The organism is Bacteroides gallinarum DSM 18171 = JCM 13658, assembly GCF_000374365.1.
Taxonomy (GTDB): domain Bacteria; phylum Bacteroidota; class Bacteroidia; order Bacteroidales; family Bacteroidaceae; genus Bacteroides; species Bacteroides gallinarum.
This window is the reverse complement of the sequence record NZ_KB894124.1, coordinates 79396-99766: the sequence shown is the minus strand read 5'-3', so window position 1 is coordinate 99766 and position 20371 is coordinate 79396. Positions and strand designations below refer to the sequence as shown.

Below are 20371 nucleotides of genomic sequence, written 5' to 3'. Positions count from 1 at the left end.
CAATAATTCACTGATAAATATTAATAAGTTCATCCAAAAACAGTATATCAGAAAATTCTTTAAATTCCACAAAATTTGGACAAGCAGGATGGCCTGGATAAGGAGCGTAGTAATGTTTTGGCATATCATAAGCATTCCGCCATACCAATACATACGCAGGATGTGTTGACTTTATAGCTTTATAAAGCACATTAGTAAACCAATCATCCATTGTTAATTCGCATAACCCTGTTTCGCTAAAGACAAAAGGTTTATGTCTAATCTCACACTCTGCTTTCATAAATTCCAATGCATTTTCAACAACTTCGATGTATTCATCGGCTTTTTCACTTCCATCACGATGATATAAATCAAGTCCCCAGATATCTACCCATTCATCCCCTGGATATCTATCTAAATACTCTTCTAAAGAATTAACCCTATCAGGGGAGTAAATATATAATAAGTTATGTACTTGTTTTTCGTCTCTTAAATAAGAAACAGTATATCTCCACAAGGATTTATAATCTTCTGCCGTACAATTATCATGTCCCCACCAAAACCAACTACCGGTATGTTCATGGAAAGGTCGGAACAATACCGGAATTAATTCATTATTACTATTTCTCAAGCTCAACATAAAATCAGCAAGTTCATCCAACCAGTTTCTATACTTAACGCCAACTTCATCATCGTTCAAAATTGCATGCACAGTTCCCACAGTCTTGTTCCAAGCACTTTCGTTATTCCATGGATTACGTAAATGCCAACTTATCGTATTAATTCCTCCCTTTGAATATACATATTGAATACCTTCTCTAATCTTATTAAAAGAGATAGAATCCAAACTAACAGAATCTCCTAATTCAAGATGTCCTAACTCCCAACCATAAACAGCCGGAGCAGCACCACAAACATCCTTTATATCAGATTTACCAGTAATATACATCCAGCCATGCCCATAGACGCCAGCATCTTGATGACCAAACATAGTTGCCTTTCCTGACATTGCCTGCAAATGCTCATACATATGTTTTCCTGAAATAACCAATTTATCATCAACCGTACATGCCTCGGAAAGTTGCTGTTTATGCGAACATGACATGCATATCAATATTATACATAACTCAATAATATAAACTCTCATCACTCTATTTTTATCAATTTATACCCAACATATTGTTTGCCGTCAACGTCTGTAGCAACTACAGTTAGACGATGTACCCCACTACCTAAATCCGGTAAAGACAACTTCCACAAGTGCCGTGTTTCCTCAACCTTGGGCTGCCAATTATCATAATTATATCTTTGCTTATATGTTGATAAGATAAAAGGATCACGTTCTTTCACATTCTCCATCATCAATTCACGTCCATCCTCCAATATAACTTTAACTATGGCACTAGCAGTTGCGGAGAAAACATTGGTATATAGTAATTCTTTATTTTCATCATATACTATTCTCATCTGAAAGTCAACACGATGATTGGCAGGAATAAAATCATAAGAATATTTATTACCTATAAAAGAAAACTTAAAATAACCATTCGGAGAGCCATCCGTACATGTAGAAACAGGTAAGCCACGCTCATCCATCGGGCCACACCACCAGCCACCACAAGCTGCTCCTACTGTTATATTCTGAAAAGTCTGAGGATATTTCCATTCTGTTTTAGCATCAAAAAAATAGTTTTCTATTGTATGCAAATGACCGGACAGAGCTAATATATGATTATGTTGCTCCAACAAAGAAAATATACGTCGTATTTCCGCGGGATAAGTATAACGTTCTAATAATGGAATATGCATACATAATACTACCAATTGTTCTTTTTGAAGTAAACTGAGGTCTTTTTTCAACCATTCATATTGTATATCGGAAATACCACCAAAATAATCTCCTTGCCTATTATTATTCATATCCCATCCTTTATACAATATATTATTAAGTACAACAAAATGTACATCACCTTCATTAAAGGTGTAATAATCAGGTCCCCACCACTGCTGAAAGACATCTGCCTCTTGATCTGCTGAAGCAACTCTATAATTTACGTCATGATTTCCCAAAACCGGGAATACAGCATATGGCAGTGTATTAACAATATTCTTTGCAGCTGCATACATAGTTAAGTCATTATCAGCAATATCACCCAAAATTATTGAGAACTCAGGGTTATAGTTTAACATCTCCGTTACAATATCTTCCTGAAATGCATATAAAGTCTGTTCTATTCTCATTTGCGGATCTCCAACCACCAAAATTTCAAAAGTATCTTTCTTCTGTTTTGGGATAAGAGCAAAGTTCTTTACTGTTTCATTTATAGGGCAATAATAATCTTTCACACTATAAGTAGCAGGTTTAACGACATAAACCAATTTATTTTCGAGTTTCTCTATTTCATAAAATCCATTGTTATCTGATTGAACAAAATCACGTTGGTTAGAAATCCACACCCCTGGAATTCCAGCCTCACCATTATCTAACTTTCCATTATTATTTGTATCAACAAACACATAGCCTTCTACTTTTTCTGCATGAGCAGCCGTAGTTATCCACAATAATGCAATTATTATACCAATCAACTTCATATTATAATATTATTAAAGGTCAATCATAAGGTGGGGAATTCTCCCCACCTTACAACAATTATTTATTATCAAGCGGTGTGGCCGTTAATACAACATAATCTATATTGAGTTCATATTTTCCTTGAACATTTCCGGTTTTGAACTCTACTGTTAAATCGAAAGGTGACATCAAATCAAGTTCTGTAGCCTCACCACTCCATAATTCCATAGCTTTAGGATCAATTTGATAAGAGCGCCACTCCCAACTTCCATGTGTAGAGGCAAATTTATAATCATCACCATATACATTTTCACCTTTAAAATGCTTACCTAATTCACTATTGTTTTGCAAAAAAATCAATTGTGCATATCCTTCTGCACCATCTACACCTGTATTCACTAGAAAGTTTATATAAAAAGAATTCGCATATTTTTCTGCGCTAATATTTTCCTTTGTTATTTTACCCAGACTGGCCCACTTTTCAACATTAGCCGACTTTATAGTAAGATAACTATTCCCTTCTCCAGCAGTCGCTACGCCAGTTCCGTTATTTAAAGTTCCGCTTCCATCAACAATAGTAGGTTTAGTACTAAAATCCCAAAGTACAGTTGGTAGTAATGGACCGTCTGTTATCATAACTTGGTCTATATTCACCTCAAAAGCTTCAGAATTATTATTCCCGACATTTGCTCCTCGTATCAGTAAATCTATTGATTCTACTATTCCGCTCACATCAAATCCCATTGCAGCAAGATCATACGATCTCCATTCCCAGCCATTAGTCGTGAACTTGTAATCATCACTATATTCACCACTTTGTCCTGTAAAATGCTTATCACTACCTTCTCCATTAACAGTCAATTTAGGATTAAAATAACCTTGCTTACCATTAGTATTTACCAAGAAAGTAATATGAGGCTTAGTAAAACCACTCAAGTCAAATCCCCTGCCTTCATTATTACATATTAATTCTTGATAAACCCCATTCCAAGCATTGCCTAAAGGAGCTTTTACTGTATAATAACTGCCAAATGTTCCAGTTATTCCACTCAAATTCATTCCAGCCTCATAGGTAGCTCCATCACCTGAAGGATTACCCTCAACAATTGTTGGAATAATATTATCAAAATCACAAAGCCAAATAGAAGAAGAAGGAATAAAAACATCACTGGGTTCCACTACTTCAATACTATTAGATACCAAAACCTGATTAGTATGGGTTTTTATTGTAATGACAGCCGTAGCATCTAATGAAATGTCTTTTAAAGAATATGTTACTTTTTGTGGAGTAGCATTCCCTACACGCTCTACATCTGTATCATTAATTTGAACTCTAGTAATCAAATCTACATTCTTACCCTGAATAGAGAATGTCTTGCCTTTTTCTAATTTGGAAGGCCATGAAGTTATTTCCACATCATAATAAAGTGGAGTAAAATATTGAGATGACTCAAATTCTTTTTTAAATTTATTTACTATAGATATTTTATTTCTTTCTGCAGAACGATCAATTTTTATCTTTAAACTATTTTCCAAAACTTCTAATATTTCGCAAGAAATATTTCCTAAAAATACAGACGTGACATCATCCAAATTTTCTCCTGTCAAAATTACTTCTCCATCAATGTATTCAGTTATAGGTTTTATATCTGTAATTATTGATACTGGTAAATTCAAATCATAGTTCTCACCGAACTCCTTATCATCACATCCTGCTAAAAAACAAATGGATAATAATGTATTTATTATAATTCGATTATATTTCATAATTATCTCTTTTATTTTTATTAATATGGATTCTGTTCCAATCCCCAACTTTGAACCTCTGACACGGGTATAGGTAACACTGGAATATAAATTCCATCTTTACCTTGAATACAGTGTCGCAAGCAGTTTTCTCTATAATTAGGATAACGCGGTTCGTCATCACCTGTATTATTCAATCGGTCTGTATCTTTTACCTTACTCGTTACATCCAAAAATCTACCTGTACGTATTAAGTCCCATCCTCTCAAGTTTTCCATTGCCAACTCCAATCTTCTCTCATGCCAAATTGCATGTAACAATTCTTCTCCGGTAGAAGTAACATCTGGTATATTAGGAACATTAACTAGAGAAGGATAACCTGTTGGATCCCCTTCGTTAAAACCACGACATAATGTGCTTTGACGAGCACGTGCTCTAATATAATTTACATATTCGCGAGCTTCTTCCTCTTTATTTAGGTAAAAGCAAGCTTCTGCATGCATTAAATAAATTTCAGCATAACGCATTAACAAAACATTTCGATTACTAGACTTTGAAATATTGGGCTTTTCCGCTAAAGCTGCTTTCCGGTTAAAATAATTCGTACTTTGTTGAGTACGATCATATTTTAACTTTGCTCCATATAAAATACCAGAATTGTACCCTATACCATAAACAGTACATGATAATCTAGGATCTGTTGGGTCGAATGCTTGAACTAAATTTTCCGTAGGATTATTAAAACCATAGCCACTGTTTGCTCCTTTATTTTCAACACGATTCGCTTGAAAATAATAGTAAGCTGTGCCTAATGATGCTGGAGCATCATATGCAGTACCTTCCAAGCACTGAATTTCAAAAATAGACTCTTCTGTATTTTTATTCTCTTCCTCAAATAAAGTTGCAAAATTAGAAACCAGCTTATATTCTCCTGATGTTATAATAGCTGATGTTTGGTCATAAACATCTTGCCATGTTTTATCACATTCCGAATCAATTCCCAATTGATATGATAAAACACGTGCCATATATCCGCGTGCCGCTCCTTTCGTTGCACGTCCCATATCGGTAGCAGCATATTCACTACGTTCTGGCAGTAACTTTATTGCCTCAGATAAATCTTTTTCTATTTGTACAAAAGTTTCATGTAAAGTTGCCCTACTAATTTTACCGTATTGAGAAGGCAGCACAGGTTCCTCTAAAAGTGGTACACCACCAAAATGTTTCAATAAATAAAAATACCAATACCCACGCATAAAATATGTCTCTCCCATTAATCTATCCTTTATTATATCATCTATAGGAGAATTTGGTAAATTAGTCAACACATAGTTGGCTCTAGATATTCCCCAATAACCATGAATCCAAAATGCATTACATAGAGTCGTACTAGGATTAATAGACCAATTTAACAATTCAATCAGTCCACCACCATCAGACGGTTTACTCCCTTTCTCCGAATCATCTGTAACCATACTACCTAAAAAGAATTCATAATGGTGGTCCAACCAACGATCATCAGGCGCCTTTCCTTCGGATTGCCCCAACAAGTCATACATACCATTTACTACACGAATCGCATTATCTTCCGTATTCATATAATTATCACTATTCTCCATGCCTTGAGGTTTCAAATTCAAAAAGTCTTCACAAGAATAAAAGAATAGAGAACAAGCTAAAATCAATAATATATTTTTCATCTTTTTATGTTTTAAAATTGAAGGTTAAATCCTACAGAAAAGACACGAGGTACAGGATAAGTTGCCAAATCCACTCCAGCACCCAAAGGAGAGCCATTCAAATCACCTATTTCGGGATCAAAACCACTATATTTTGTAAATGTATAAACATTATCTGCAGATACGTAAACACGTAAATTATCAATATGCCACTTTTGAGTCAAAGTACTTGGAAGTGTGTATCCTAACTGTATATTTTTAATTCTCAAGTAAGACCCATTTTCAACATATAAATCAGAGAACTGTGTATTTTTATTAGGGTCTGAAGCATGTAGCCGAGGAGTATTTGAATAAGGATTATCAACGGTCCAACGATTCAACATATCTCTACATACACTATATTCCAACATATCAGTACTATGCAAAGTATTATACATACCATTCACTATCTCACCTCCATAACTTCCCTGCAGAAAAAGATTCAAGTCAAAACCTTTATAAGCCAGATTTCCAGAAAACCCATAAGTAAAATCAGGCATTGCACTTCCCAAATAAACACGATCATCTCCATCAATTGTTCCATCTCCGTTCAAATCAATAAACTTCACATCCCCCAATCCAGCATTAGGTTGTATTTTCTTACCATCTTTATCCACATAAGCGTTTAATTCTTCTTCTGTATGGAATACGCCATCTGTTTTTAATCCATAAAAATAGGCAATCTCTTTACCGACTTCAGTACGAGTCACTTCACCTACCTTACTGATACTGCCTCCATAGATAGGATCACCCCCGCCAATATTAGTAACCTCATTTTTGATAAATGCCATATTAAACCCGACATTGTACTGCAAGCCCTTATAAGTATCACCATAATTTAAATTAAATTCCACTCCTTTATTTTGTAGAGAACCTACATTCGTTCTCGGTTTCCACATACCTACATACATAGGAATCGGAGTAGCTAGTATCATATCATTTGTTTTTCTAATGAAATAATCAACACTACCAGAAAAACGATTCTCTAAAAGTCCAAAGTCCAAACCGATATTATATTGTTCTGCTGTTTCCCAAGACAGTTCTTTGTTTGCAACAGTTTCTTGAATAGCACCATCAACAGCAGTACCACCAATTACAGCTGTATATCCATTATTCATTAATGCCACATAATCATGGTATCCAGCACTTCCCTGATTGCCAACTTGTCCCCAACCAGCTCTCAACTTTAATTGGGAGAAAATATTTGCTATACTATTTTCTTTAAAAAACCTCTCTCGATAAATATTCCACCCCATAGAAAATGAAGGAAAATAGCCCCATCGGTCTAAAAAGCGTGAAGTACCATCCGCTCTCACAGTTGCGGTAAATAAATAACGGTCATCATAATTATAGTTTCCCCTGAAGAAATAAGAAACTAGTGCAGAATGGTTAGCAGCTCCAGAAGCTTGAAAAGCTGTTTTATCTCCCGCAGCACTAATATATCTCATATTATAATCTTCAGGAACATCATATACGGTAATAGCCATGTCTTCACTACGAAATTTTTGCGCCTCAAAACCTAATGTCAAGTTCAAAGCATGTACACCAAACTTGTTCTGATAACTAAAATACTCTGTCGTTGACCAGTCTAAAGTCTCAGCCCTTTTTTCATATAAAGAACTTTGATCACTTTTTTGGTTAGCAGTAATATAATATTCAGGAGAATAATTTCTATCCTTAGCAAAAGCAAGACGTGACCCAAATTGAGCTCGGAAAGACAAGCCCTTCAACCCTATATCATCAATCTGTAAGAATGAATTTAGCAAAAAGCTATGTGAAGAATTTTCTTTATATTGATTTTTATAAGCAGAAAAAGCGGGATTAGTACCATACGTAAAATAAACTTCACCAAAAAAATCCTTATCCTTATCCCATGCAGCAGATATAGGGTCTGTTTTTAAAGCAGAGGTTAGAGAACCAGAATAAAAATCGTTACTATTCCCATTTTTCGAATAATTATGGTAAAACAAATCTATACCTACACGAATATGTTCATTGAATTTATACTCATTGTTTGCATGAATCAGCAACTTATCCATTTGAGTATTTTTTACAGTGCCTTCTTCTCTAGACCAGGTAATACCTATATCATAAGAATTCTTCTTTCCACCACCAGAAACATTTACATTATAATTTTGAGCTATACCAGTTCGGAAAACCTCATCTTGCCAATCAGTGCCAACTGCCTTTTGCTTCAGTACTTCAGAAAAAATAGCATCCATATCCGTATCCAACGTACGTCCTGCATTTGTATAAGATTCTGTTTTTAATAAAGCATACTCCGTTGCATTCACCATATCTATACGATTTGCAACTTCAGAAAAACTAACATAAGCATTGGCACTTACAGTTACAGGACGTTCTTGTGCACCAGATTTCGTTTGTACCATAATAACACCATTAGCTCCCCTTGAACCATAAATAGCAGTAGCCGATGCATCTTTCAAAACTTCAATGCTCTCAATATCATTAGCAGAAAGATGGGATATATTATCCACAGGGAAACCATCGACAATATAAAGAGGATCGGAATTATTAATTGTACCCACACCACGAATTCTTATTTTTGTACCAGCTCCAGGCTCACCTGAATTTGCAGTAATAGATACTCCCGGTACTCGTCCTTGCATTGCTAAAGTCACATCAGAAGTGGAAAGCAACTTCATATCTTCAGAATATATCCGAGATACGGAACCCGTTAAATCACTTTTTCTCATCGAACCATAGCCTACAACAACAACTTCCTCCAGCATTTCAGTATCTTCTTTCAAGATTATCTTAAAATCAGTTTTACCCCTCGTTTCTATTTGTCGAGAAATATAGCCAATATAAGAAACTATAAGTACCGCATTTTTTTGTGTCGTCAATGTAAAATTTCCATTTACATCTGTAATGACACCATTTGCAGTACCCTTTTCTACGACATTAGCTCCAATAATTGGTTCTCCAGATACACCTATTATCTGGCCTGAAATTTTTTCAGTTTGCTGTGTTATTTCCATAGCAATCACAGGAGCAGCATACATTCGTGCCGTAAATGGGCTAATAGACAAAAAGCCAAGCGTAAACAACACGCTTTTTTTAAAATTCAAATTCATACTGTGATTTATTAGATGATTAATAATTTATAATGTTCTTCTGGATGCAAAAGTAAAAGTTAAGAATAACAGATAATGATACTATTTTATCTGATGATAATACAAGTGAATTATATTAATTAAAAGCAAGAGAGAATTTCTATTTAGTAACTAATCAAAAAGAACAAAGTACCAAATATAGTGATATTCAACGTCATTGAGTGTGCTTCAACTGCTCATTAGCCCTATTTATAATTTCCATGGTATTATCCGAGACGAAAACAGAGTTTAATCCCTGTTCTTCTTGTACAGGATCTCCCATATAATCATCTCCTTTCTCCCAAAATACATGTCCCAAAGTATGATTAGCAAAACCTCCCCATGCCCAAAAATTACATCCTGCTAAAAGACTATTACTATCTTTTGCCTTACAAACCAAGTCAAACACATAACGATAATACTCATCACGCAAAGCAGTTGGTGTATCTTTAATAAAACTGAAGTTATCACGAGGATATCCAAATTCCTCTAAAACGATAGGTTTACCACATTTTTTTGCTACTACTATATGTTTATCAATATATTCTTTAGTCTTATTTTTAGCTTCTGGTAAAAGTTCTTTCAAACTATCAGCTTTCACCCACCCCCAATTATAAGGCCAAACATGGATACTCAAATAATCGATATTAGGATTCGTATGAATCTTTTCAAACAAAGTAATATCCCCCTCACATCCTTGTAACCCCTCACTACCCGAAGACACCATATGGTTAGGGTCCAAAGACTTAATTTGTGCAGCAACATCGGACATCCAGCACGCAAAAGAATTTTTATTCTCCTTCGAGAAAGCCCGGGGCTCATTTCCTATTTGCCATGCCATAATTGTAGGATCATCTATATATCTCAATTGACTATAACGATTCGTCCTCTTCACAATAAAATCAACATGTTTACTAAACAAGGTTTTGGCACTATCTGACTGCATAAACTGTCTCACATACTTCATGTATGCAGGCCAACCGTCTATTTCGGGTATTGGCGGTCTTCCATATCCTGCCCATTGCAAATAAACGGAATATCCACCGCTCCAGTCCCATGAATTATTCAGAAAAAGTACAGCAGTCATATCACGTCTGCGTAATTCATTCATCAGGTAATCCAATCCCGCTAAAATTGTATCATTATAAATACCAGGCTCTTCTTGCAAAGCAGGTAATACACGAGTTTCTATTGGATTCTTACCATCAACCCCCACTAAAACACGTACGTTATCGATTCCAATACTTTTCATAAAATCCAGTTCTTTATGAAGACGCTCGCGGTTGCCCCCTTCTCCTTCTGAAGCAAGAATAGCTCCATACCAAAAATTTGTACCTACAAAATAATATGGCTTCCCATTACGTATAAACTGACCATTAGTGTCAACCTTTATAAAAGATTGTTTTACCGGTTTCGAAGTACAAGCCCCTAATAAAAACAACAGAGCGAATAAATAGAAGTTCCTCATAATATCAATTTTAATGCCATCACAAAATTAGTGCATTTAAAAAGGATATAATGATACTATCTTATCATATACTAATATTGAGAGAACTAATTCAAGATAAGTTCAATAACATTGAACGCCCAGAAGGTATTTAATACCTAATTACAATCATTCTTTACTCAAGATATCTTTGCCTATCAAAACAAATAAAACTTCAAATTTACCCCCCTTAGGATACTTTCTACAATGGGAGAGGAGGGAGGGTATCTCAATATACGACTGAAATACCCTAAGTATACGACTGAAATATCCTCAATATAAGAACAAAGCAACCTCACTCAAAAAAAGTTTGAAAGTAGAGGTTCATTACCAGCCTTTTGTTGGAATTAATCTATTATATAACTATCTTCTTCTTTCGATAGTGTTCACGGAACTCTTTCGGAGAACACCCCTTCTTGCGTTTAAATATCCGGTTGAAATTAGATAAATTATTAAAACCGCAGTCATAACAAATTTCAGCGATTGTCTGGCTCGAATCAACTAATAGCCGTGTAGCAAATCCTAAACGAATATCAATAATATAATCGGAGAGGGTTTTGCCTGTACGTAAATGAAAAAAACGACTAAAAGAAACGGGAGTCATCCCTACCATATCTGCCATATCCGCTAAACGAATATCGTTCTGGTAATGGTCTGCAATATACTTCTGAACTTTTTGTACACGACGGCTATCCGAGAAATTATCAATCTTCGCAAATGACGAACTGGAAAGCACCTTTGCATCATCATACAGAGATAGCTCGTAAAGTATTCGAAGAAAGTCCATTACCGCATAGAATCCCTGTTCCTCGGAAGCCAGCTTATCCAGCCAATTATAAACTTTCATAATAGCTTGCATCGGAAAGCTAATGCCGCACTGTGCCTTTTCCAACATCCGGCGAATACTGTCAAATTGATTCTTATTGATAAAATCCTTAAAGAAAAGGTCCGAAGAGAACTGAATTGTAATTTCCCGAATATCTTTCGAAGTACACTCGTGCTGCTCCCATACATGTTCCAGCTCCTTACCTGTAATCAATACCAAATCATAATCACCGATAATTTCTGAAGAATCACCGACAACCCGACGTACTCCGGAAGCATGTTCCGTAAAATTCAGCTCATATTCGGCATGGCAATGAATGGGATAAGTAAATTCCGTCTTATGACGGTCCGCAATATAAAAGCAATCCCGCTCAGACAAAGGAGTTATCTCCCTCATAATGTAGTTTGAGTTTTCCATTTCGATTAGTTAAAAAAGTATCACACACCACAAATATAACTATTATTTTTATTCTAATATCAATAAGGGCTTTTTTAACTATCAAGAACACCAACCCATTATTACCAAAAGGGATAGACCATTTCAAAGAAAATTCTTATTTTTGTTCTAATAGTTATAATACCTTATATATGAAATTCAACTAAAACTAACAGCAATGACGAATCCCATTTATTCCCCGACCCCTGACAGATACAGCAATGGCATGAAATACCGCCGTTGCGGAAAGAGCGGTATCCTGCTACCTGAAATATCCTTAGGACTATGGCACAATTTCGGTGATGTCAACACATTTGCCAACTCCCAGACAATGGCACATTATGCGTTCGACCACGGCATCACCCACTTTGACCTCGCCAATAATTACGGGCCTTCCTGTGGTTCGGCTGAAGAAACATTCGGTATGATTATGAAAAAATCATTGATGCCCTACCGGGACGAATTATTCATTTCAACGAAAGCAGGGCATGAAATGTGGCCAGGTCCTTACGGAGACTGGGGCTCCAGAAAATACCTGGTAAGTAGCCTTAACCAAAGCTTGAAACGGATGAACTTGGAGTATGTAGATATATTCTATACCCACCGCTACGACCCCGACACTCCGCTTGAAGAAACGCTTCAAGCATTGGTCGATATCGTACGGCAAGGAAAAGCACTGTATATCGGTATCTCCAAATACCCCAAAGACAAAGCTGAATTTGCCTATAAATACCTGGAGGAACGAGATGTGCACTGCCTACTCTATCAAGGCAAATACAACCTGTTCAACCGTGAACCGGAAGAAGAAGGAATCTTGCAGCAAGCTAAAGAAAACGGTACGGGATTCATCGCTTTCTCCCCCTTGGCACAAGGATTACTTACCAACCGTTACCTTAACGGAATCCCCGAAGATTCCCGCATCGCCAAAGGAGGATTCCTCAAAAAAGAAGCCCTGACAGATGAAGTCGTAAAAAAAATCGAAGCCCTGAATCATCTCGCTATCCGTCGCGGCCAGACTCTTGCCGAAATGGCACTTGCATGGATACTGAAAGACGATTCCGTAACCTCGGTCATTATCGGCTCGAGCTCTGTCGGACAATTGGCGGATAACCTGAAGGCGATAGAGAACACGACTTTCGATGCAGACGAATTAGATAGTATCTGCCAGATTATAAAATAATTCCCGGTAAACCCAGAACGGATAGGGGCAATGATGTATCTACCATACACTCATCACCCTATCGTTTTTTACCCCCGCCCTACATTTAACATACCCGTTTTTGAACCTTTTATTTTTTAGCTTGTTCTTTCTCCAAAAGCCTAAGGTACCATAGGGCAGGAATTTATATTAAACCTAAACATTATAGAAGTATGAAGAAATTTATTCCCCTATTATTAGCGGTCTTCGCAGTAGCATTTGCGGCTTGCGAGAAAGACCCCGACATGGATAAACTGGACAACAAGTATCTGGTTTATACCAATTATGACACGAAAGCAGACTTCAAGGCTTTCGAAACTTACTACTTGCCGGACAGCATCCTCGTTATCGGCAACAGTAAAGATGCCGAATATTGGAAGGACGAAAGCGCCCAGGAAATCCTCGGTGCATACATTACCAATATGGCTAACCGCGGATATGTACGTGTAGACGACCGTGAAGAAGCCGACCTCGGCTTGCAGGTCAGCTACGTAAAGAGCACCTACTACTTTACAGACTACGGACGCCCCGAATGGTGGTGGAACTACCCGGGTTATTGGGATGCTCCCTACTGGGGCAACTGGGGAGGCTGGTATTACCCATACGCTGTAAACTATGCTTATAGCACCGGTTCCTTCATCACCGAATTGCTGAACCTCGACGCGCCTCAAGGTCAAAGTGAAAAACTTCCTGTTCTGTGGACCAGCTACATGAGCGGACTGCTGAGCGGCTCTACTTCCTTCAATACCAAAATGGCAGTAGAAGGTGTGAACCAAGCCTTTACACAATCTACCTACCTCAACAGGATGAGCGCCCAGCCCAGATAAAATAGTCAGTTTTTTCTATCCGATAGAAAGCTATTGTTGAATTTATAAAAAGAACAAGTATGAAAACATTAAAATACATATCCTCGAGGGTGCTTGCAATCACTGCCCTCGCTCTGGTCTTTGCCATGCCGGCAAAGGCACAGATGACCGATAACGGTTACGCCAATATCGATTGGCAATTCAACTTCCCCATAAACAACCATTTTGCCGACAAAGCCAGCGGCTGGGGAATGAACTTTGAAGGAGGTTACTTCCTGACCTCCAACTTCGCTATAGGAGGCTTCCTTGCCTATCATAGCAACCATGAATATTTCGGTCGCCAAACCTTACCGGTCGGCGAGAGCGGCAGTTTGAACACCGACCAGCAGCATACCGTATTCCAGTTGCCTTTCGGCCTTGCCACACGCTATGCGTGGAACCGCGGCGGTGTATTCCAACCGTATGCAGGTATAAAGCTCGGTACGCAATATGCACAACTGAAGTCAACTTTCAACTCCTTCGAAGCCAACAAAGACACATGGGGTTTCTACCTGTCTCCGGAAATCGGTTTCAACGTTTACCCCTGGGCTTATGGGCCGGGCTTGCACTTTGCAGCTTATTATAGCTACGGAACAAACAAAGGCGACCTCTTTACTTATAGCGTAGACGGAATGAATAACTTAGGTTTACGTATCGGTATTGCATTTTGACATACACACCTAAAGCTTAATAAATTAATTGTTTCAAAAGAAAAAGAGCCGGTACTGCTGTGACAGCAGTACCGGCTCTTTCCATTTTATCCGGACACGGTTACCTCTATTTCAATACCGCCTGATACATCGCCTCCTGTATCCTCTCCCGGATATCCAGCTTTTGCAGCTTCGCATTCCACACATCCGGATAAATACGGTTGCTCAAGAATACATAAACCAGCTCATTATCGGGGTCTACCCATGCACAACTACCGGTAAAGCCCGTATGACCGTACACGGATGCAGGAGCGGAAGGAGCACAAGGACTCTTTACCGGGTTCCGTACATCCGGTTTATCAAATCCCAAACCGCGGCGGCAACTCCTGGCCGCCGTAGCAGTAAAGAATTTACAAGTTTCCCCGCTCAAATAACGTTTCCCATTCAATTCACCGCCATTCAGCAGCATCTGGTAAATCTGCGCCACTTCCCCGGCAGTAGAGAATAACCCCGCATTACCGGCAACGCCACCCAGGAAAGCGGCGGATTCATCATGCACGAAGCCCTGCAAAGTCGTTTTCCGCAAAAAAGCATCGACGGACGAAGGTACGATTTCCTCTTTAGGCAAGAATCGTAGCGGCAGATACCCGGTGCGTTCCAGTCCCATAGGAGCATAAAACTCCTGAGCCAGAAACTCGTCCATAGGCATTCCTGCACGCGCCTCAACCAGTTGTTGCAACAAGATGAAACCCACGCAACTATACCGATACCGTTTATCTCTCAAAGGAGCATCGGCTATTTTCCGGAGATATTCCTTTTTAAAAGAACTGTTCAGCCAAAGACTGTCGCACACCTGCAAGCAGCATTCGGCGGTACGTACCTTCGAGGTTAGCCCCGGACGGAAACGAAATCCCGGATTAGCCCACGTTTGCCTGCCGATACGGGCGGGATGTTGCTTATCCGGCCGCCCCTTAAACAATGTACCGGTGTAACTGTCCTCGTCCATTGCATCCCGGTAGAACAACAAGGTAGAAGGCAAGCCGGACTGGTGGAACAGCAACTCCTTAACGGTAATATTACGCTTATCCGTATCTCGTAGGTATGGAAGGTAATCGGACACGCAATCCGTCAAGCTCAAGCGCCCCTTATCGTAAAGCTTCATTACCGCCAATAAGGTAGCCGTTGTCTTCGTTAAAGATGCGATATCATACACAGACGCCGGTGTCACCGGAACAGCCTCCTTATTCCTGGTATTCCACGTATAAGTACCGAAAGCCTTATTATACATTTCCTTCCCGTTCTTCAAAATCACTACCTGACAACCAGGATAAGCCCCCTTCTGTATACCTTCCCGGGCAATCGTATCGATACGCTCCAATAAACGGGAATCCATGCCATGCTCCTCCGGAACCAAATAAGGCTTCGTCTGCGGACTCAGGTTCACCCCTTCCCCGGCTGCAAACAAATTACCGATACTTGCCGAAAGCCTGCCGTCTGCCACAGCATCCGCATAGAGTATCCTGGCAGCCTGCCGTTGTACCTCGTCGTCCGAGGAATGCGCCAATACCACCGCTTCGGCAGCAGACGCGCCCCGTTGTATTTGCAACAACTGCTTACCGGGCACAAAACATACATATACTACCGGAACACCTGGGGTAAACTCCGCAAAGAAAGACTGGTAAGCCTTCAGGCTACGCTCGGTTACGCAAACCAAAATACGCCTATACTGCGACAGCTTCTCCCTCAAAGCCTTACGCCCTGCAACCGTCAAATCTTTCCTCAACAGGAACTCCACCGGATGCGTATATCCGGAAAGTTGCTCGATAAAAGGCCGTATCCCCGCGGCCGCACCGACATTCAGTACGGCAACATCCTTAACAGCCGGGTCTAACGGCAGCACCTCCTTTTCATTGCCCAATACAGTAATGGCAGCCTTATTCAAACGGCCAATCAAATCGCGTGCATAAGGCGTATTAATCCGCATTTCCAGGCCGGAAAGGCGAATTGCCGGTTTCTTGTCCAGCCCAAGGGCATATTTATACGTCAATACCTTACGGCACTTTTCCTCCACATCCCGTTCCGTCAACTCACCGCGTTTCACTGCATCCAATATAATATCCACTTCCTCCTTGATACGCCGAGGAACGAGCAGCAAATCATTACCCGCCTTCAACGCTTTCAGGCACAGCGACTCATTGCCCGACACCCCTTTCATCGCAAGGGCGTCCGTAAAGACGAGCCCCCGGAACCCTAACTCATGCGCCAGCAAATCATGAACCACACTCCGGGAAAGGGAAGAAGGTAATCCGCTTTTCTTCTCTAAGACCGGCACTTCCAAATGCCCTACCATAATACCCCCCAATCCTGCCCGGATAGCCTCCTTAAAAGGATATAACTCCACACTATCCATACGTTCGCGCGTGAAAGGCAGGACGGGAAGCGCCTTATGCGAGTCCACATCCGTATCTCCGTGACCGGGAAAATGCTTGGATACCGAAAGCACTCCCCCGTCCTCCAGCCCTCTGGCATAAGCGACTACCTTACCGGCAACATTCACCGGGCTTTCACCGAAAGAACGGGTATTGATAACCGGATTCTCCGGATTGATATTGACATCCGCCACAGGAGCGAAATTCACCTGCACGCCAAGTTCCCGGCACTGCCTTGCCATTTCGCGGCCATATTCATAAATCAGACTGTCGTTCCGTATGCAACCCAATACCATATTCTTCGGAAAGACAGGAGTATCCTGCAGGCGCATAGAAAGCCCCCATTCTCCGTCGAACGTAATCAGCAGAGGAACATCCGCCATACGCTGCGCCTCATTCGTAAGCATAGCCTGATTCTGTAATATTCCGCCGGAGAACAGCAGGCCGCCTACCTTATAGTCCTCGACCACCTTACGCAAGAGCTCCCGGTTAGGCTTATCCCGGTGAGGAGCAATTGTATAAATAAAAAGCTGCCCTATACGTTCTTTCAGGCTCATTCCGTTCAATACCGAATCCACCCATAGCCGACACCACGCATCATTCTGCACATGCCTCACCAGTAAAGGCGCTACGGGTTCTATAACACCAGGTGCTGCCGGGCAACGTTTGGCATCGGATGCGAAACGCCCGCAACATCCCATAACAACCAGAACAAACAGCAACAGTCTTTTCATCTACTACTCCTCAGTCAATGTCAAATCTAATTCTCCTACAAAAATACCATTCTTGCCGGTATGCAATACCGGGACGCTCTTACCACCGGCATTCAGATAAAAAACCGGCTTCTCCATAAACGTATGGGAATGTCCGCCCAGAATTATATCGATTCCCTCGGTTTCCGCCGCCAGCTTCTCGTCGCAAGCTCCACTCTTACTGCGGAAGCCGAGATGCGAAAGACAGATAACGATATCGCACTTCTCCCTCGCCCGCAAATGGTCGGCTACATCCTGCGCCACAGCAATCGGTTCATGATATACCACACCCTCACATTTGTCAGCCTGCACCAGTCCTTCCATTTTCGGGCTCAGTCCGAACACGCCGATTCTCATGCCGCAGCGTTCCAGCACAACATAAGGTTTCACCAAACCTTCGAGAATGGTTCCGGTTACATTATAATTGGCGCATACCACCGGAAAGTCCGCCATACGGAACAAGCGTGCCATATTCTCCAGTCCGAAATCGAATTCATGGTTACCGATAGTCATGGCGTCATACCCCATAAGGTTCATCATTTCGACCTCTACCTCACCCTGGAAAAGATTGTAATAAGGCGTGCCTTGCGAAATATCGCCGCAGTCGAAAAGCAGGACATCCGGATTTTCGGCACGGAACTCTTTCAGGAAAGTGGCACGGCGCACTGCTCCGCCCATACCGGCATACTGGTCGGCCGCATGCGGGTCGACCGGTTCGATACGGCTATGGGTATCGCTCGTATGCAAGATAACCAATTGCTTGGTATGCTGTGCCGATGCTGTCAATAATACACAGAACATCAGCAGGCAATATATAGATATACGTTTCATCGATTTCTCTTTTTTAGTTTTCAATCCTTAATCTTTCACGGTAATTCTTCCTTCCATGCGCGAAGTCAGCTTCTTCCCCGCCGCAGTCTGCCGTTCCACATAATCCATAAACAAGCCGCGCAGAGTCGCTCCCTGCGGGCAGTCTCTTTTCTCAGCCTGAATCAGGGCGGCCATACCATCGTTGCCCTCCGCCAGGTAGTCGATAGTGGCGACAGTGTACAGCTTGTCATCCGCAACCGGCTTGCCGGCTACGGTAGCCTGCAACAGCTTCCCGTCTCTGGTAATCTGCAACTGCACTCCGCTTACCCCCTCGCCGCCGCGTGCCGCTATATTCTCGAACAAATGTTTCAGGTAAACACCCTTCAAAGTAACCACACACAGCGAATTCTCAAACGGTAGTATTTCATAGATATTGCCGCAAGTAACAGCCCCTTCCGTCAGCACATTACGCAAGCCCCCCATATTCACGAGCCCCATATCGGCAGGCTTTCCGAGTACTTGCACGGCTGCCTGGCGCAGCACATCGGCCACCAGGTTGGAGAGAAGGCTTTCGGGAGCACCTCTATCCATAGACATTTCGGCAGTGCCCACCACCCGGTACATCACGCTGTCCACCTTTGCCTTGTAAGGAGCAAGCAATGCCACAGCTTCCGCATCGGGACTGGCATCGTATGCGGCATCTATCGGCTGCATACGTCCCTCCACTTTCGTCACTTCGTAGGCAGAATGGCAGGACGTCAATAAAAACATCACTGCCGGCACTGCTCCGGCGACAAGTTTCAAATAGTTCTTTTTCATTTCTGTTCTTTATTAAGTTGCTACAAATATACTTTTCTTTTGCTGGAATCCCAAAGAGGGGATAGTTTTTCTTTCAGTACGGCAAAAAAGAAAAAGCCTGCATCTCTTTGTCAATCAAAAGAAAAAAACTACCTTTGCACCGCTTTCGCGCAATCGCTGTCAGGACACCAAGAGAGAAGCCTGGTATGTTGCGTTGTAACGATAAAACAATTTAATAATAAGAACAATGGATTTAATTAAAATTGCAGAAGAAGCATTTGCTACCGGAAAGCAGCATCCGAGCTTCAAAGCTGGCGACACTGTAACAGTAGCATATCGTATCGTCGAAGGTAACAAGGAACGTGTACAGTTGTACCGCGGCGTTGTTATCAAGATTGCCGGACACGGAGAAAAGAAACGTTTTACTGTACGTAAAATGTCCGGTACTGTAGGTGTAGAACGTATTTTCCCTATTGAATCACCGGCTATCGACAGCATCGAGGTGAACAAAGTGGGTAAGGTGCGTCGTGCCAAACTGTACTATCTGCGTGCTCTTACAGGTAAGAAAGCAAGAATTAAAGAAAAAAGAGTCAACGGTTAATTCCAGACTCCTATTTCTAAATAAAAAAGGGAAGCCGAATCAGTTGGTTTCCCTTTTTTAGTGCCTTGGATTTGTCTTGCGGGATGAAACTATCCGCCTCACGAGACGAATAAATCCATCCCATGAGACGGATAAATCTATCCCACGGGACGGATAAATCCACCTTACGGGACGGGACAATCCGTACCACAAGCTGATTTCATGCAACTCCCCTCAAACGACTCTTCACCCGCTATCGCACATGAACTAAAGGAGATAAAAAGCGAAAGAGAGATAAGCAAACATGTTTTTCCTACAATAATATTCCTGAGTGCATAAGAGAAGGAGGGACTTCGCCTCAACGGAAAAGCCGTTCGATACGGTTGAGAATTTCTCCGAAACATATCGAAAAAGAGGGTGTTAAGATTCAT

General features: G+C 40.7%; 14 protein-coding genes. 4 read left to right on the top strand and 10 right to left on the bottom strand.

Annotated elements, in window-relative coordinates:
• Positions 1-7: 7 nt before the first annotated feature.
• From C233_RS0107390 to C233_RS0107360, 7 genes are all read right to left on the bottom strand, one after another.
• Positions 8-1126, bottom strand: a complete 1119-nt coding sequence (locus tag C233_RS0107390) for a glycoside hydrolase family 26 protein (RefSeq protein ID WP_026314782.1) — start codon at positions 1124-1126, stop codon at positions 8-10.
• Positions 1126-2571, bottom strand: coding sequence for a calcineurin-like phosphoesterase C-terminal domain-containing protein (locus C233_RS0107385; RefSeq protein ID WP_018666953.1), 1446 nt, complete (start codon positions 2569-2571; stop codon positions 1126-1128). Before C233_RS0107385 ends, C233_RS0107390 begins: the two co-directional genes overlap by 1 nt.
• A gap of 58 nt (positions 2572-2629) precedes the next feature.
• The gene (locus tag C233_RS0107380) at positions 2630-4318 is read right to left on the bottom strand and encodes an IPT/TIG domain-containing protein (protein WP_018666952.1); all 1689 of its coding nucleotides are present in this window, start codon (positions 4316-4318) and stop codon (positions 2630-2632) included.
• 20 nt (positions 4319-4338) lie between these two features.
• Complete coding sequence (locus tag C233_RS0107375) at positions 4339-5997, bottom strand: RagB/SusD family nutrient uptake outer membrane protein (RefSeq protein WP_018666951.1); 1659 nt, start codon at positions 5995-5997, stop codon at positions 4339-4341.
• Positions 5998-6008: 11 nt separating this feature from the next.
• Positions 6009-9113, bottom strand: coding sequence for a SusC/RagA family TonB-linked outer membrane protein (locus tag C233_RS0107370; protein ID WP_018666950.1), 3105 nt, complete (start codon positions 9111-9113; stop codon positions 6009-6011).
• 193 nt (positions 9114-9306) lie between these two features.
• Positions 9307-10599 (bottom strand): glycoside hydrolase 5 family protein, encoded by a 1293-nt coding sequence (locus tag C233_RS0107365; RefSeq protein WP_018666949.1) that lies wholly within the window; start codon positions 10597-10599, stop codon positions 9307-9309.
• Between the two features lie 373 nt (positions 10600-10972).
• Positions 10973-11860, bottom strand: coding sequence for a helix-turn-helix domain-containing protein (locus tag C233_RS0107360; protein WP_018666948.1), 888 nt, complete (start codon positions 11858-11860; stop codon positions 10973-10975).
• Positions 11861-12056: 196 nt separating this feature from the next.
• On the opposite strand from C233_RS0107360, the gene C233_RS0107355 reads away from it, so the two are divergent.
• From C233_RS0107355 to C233_RS0107345, 3 genes are all read left to right on the top strand, one after another.
• A complete protein-coding gene (locus tag C233_RS0107355) occupies positions 12057-13058 on the top strand; it encodes an aldo/keto reductase (protein WP_026314781.1) in 1002 nt (333 codons plus the stop codon).
• Positions 13059-13249: 191 nt separating this feature from the next.
• A complete protein-coding gene (locus tag C233_RS0107350) occupies positions 13250-13903 on the top strand; it encodes a DUF4136 domain-containing protein (protein ID WP_018666946.1) in 654 nt (217 codons plus the stop codon).
• Between the two features lie 59 nt (positions 13904-13962).
• Positions 13963-14592, top strand: coding sequence for a porin family protein (locus tag C233_RS0107345; protein WP_018666945.1), 630 nt, complete (start codon positions 13963-13965; stop codon positions 14590-14592).
• A gap of 106 nt (positions 14593-14698) precedes the next feature.
• Here C233_RS0107345 and C233_RS0107340 read toward each other — a convergent pair whose 3' ends face one another.
• The 3 genes from C233_RS0107340 to C233_RS0107330 are packed head-to-tail and all read right to left on the bottom strand — an operon-like array spanning position 14699 to position 19381.
• Entirely contained in the window at positions 14699-17734 is a 3036-nt protein-coding gene (locus C233_RS0107340; RefSeq protein WP_025068675.1) for a serine hydrolase domain-containing protein, read from the bottom strand.
• 3 nt (positions 17735-17737) lie between these two features.
• Entirely contained in the window at positions 17738-18583 is an 846-nt protein-coding gene (locus C233_RS0107335; protein WP_018666943.1) for a bifunctional metallophosphatase/5'-nucleotidase, read from the bottom strand.
• A gap of 27 nt (positions 18584-18610) precedes the next feature.
• Positions 18611-19381, bottom strand: a complete 771-nt coding sequence (locus C233_RS0107330) for a 5'-nucleotidase C-terminal domain-containing protein (RefSeq protein WP_018666942.1) — start codon at positions 19379-19381, stop codon at positions 18611-18613.
• A 226-nt stretch (positions 19382-19607) separates the two neighbouring features.
• On the opposite strand from C233_RS0107330, the gene rplS reads away from it, so the two are divergent.
• A complete protein-coding gene (rplS, locus tag C233_RS0107325) occupies positions 19608-19961 on the top strand; it encodes a 50S ribosomal protein L19 (RefSeq protein ID WP_005652416.1) in 354 nt (117 codons plus the stop codon).
• The last annotated feature ends 410 nt before the right edge of the window (positions 19962-20371 follow it).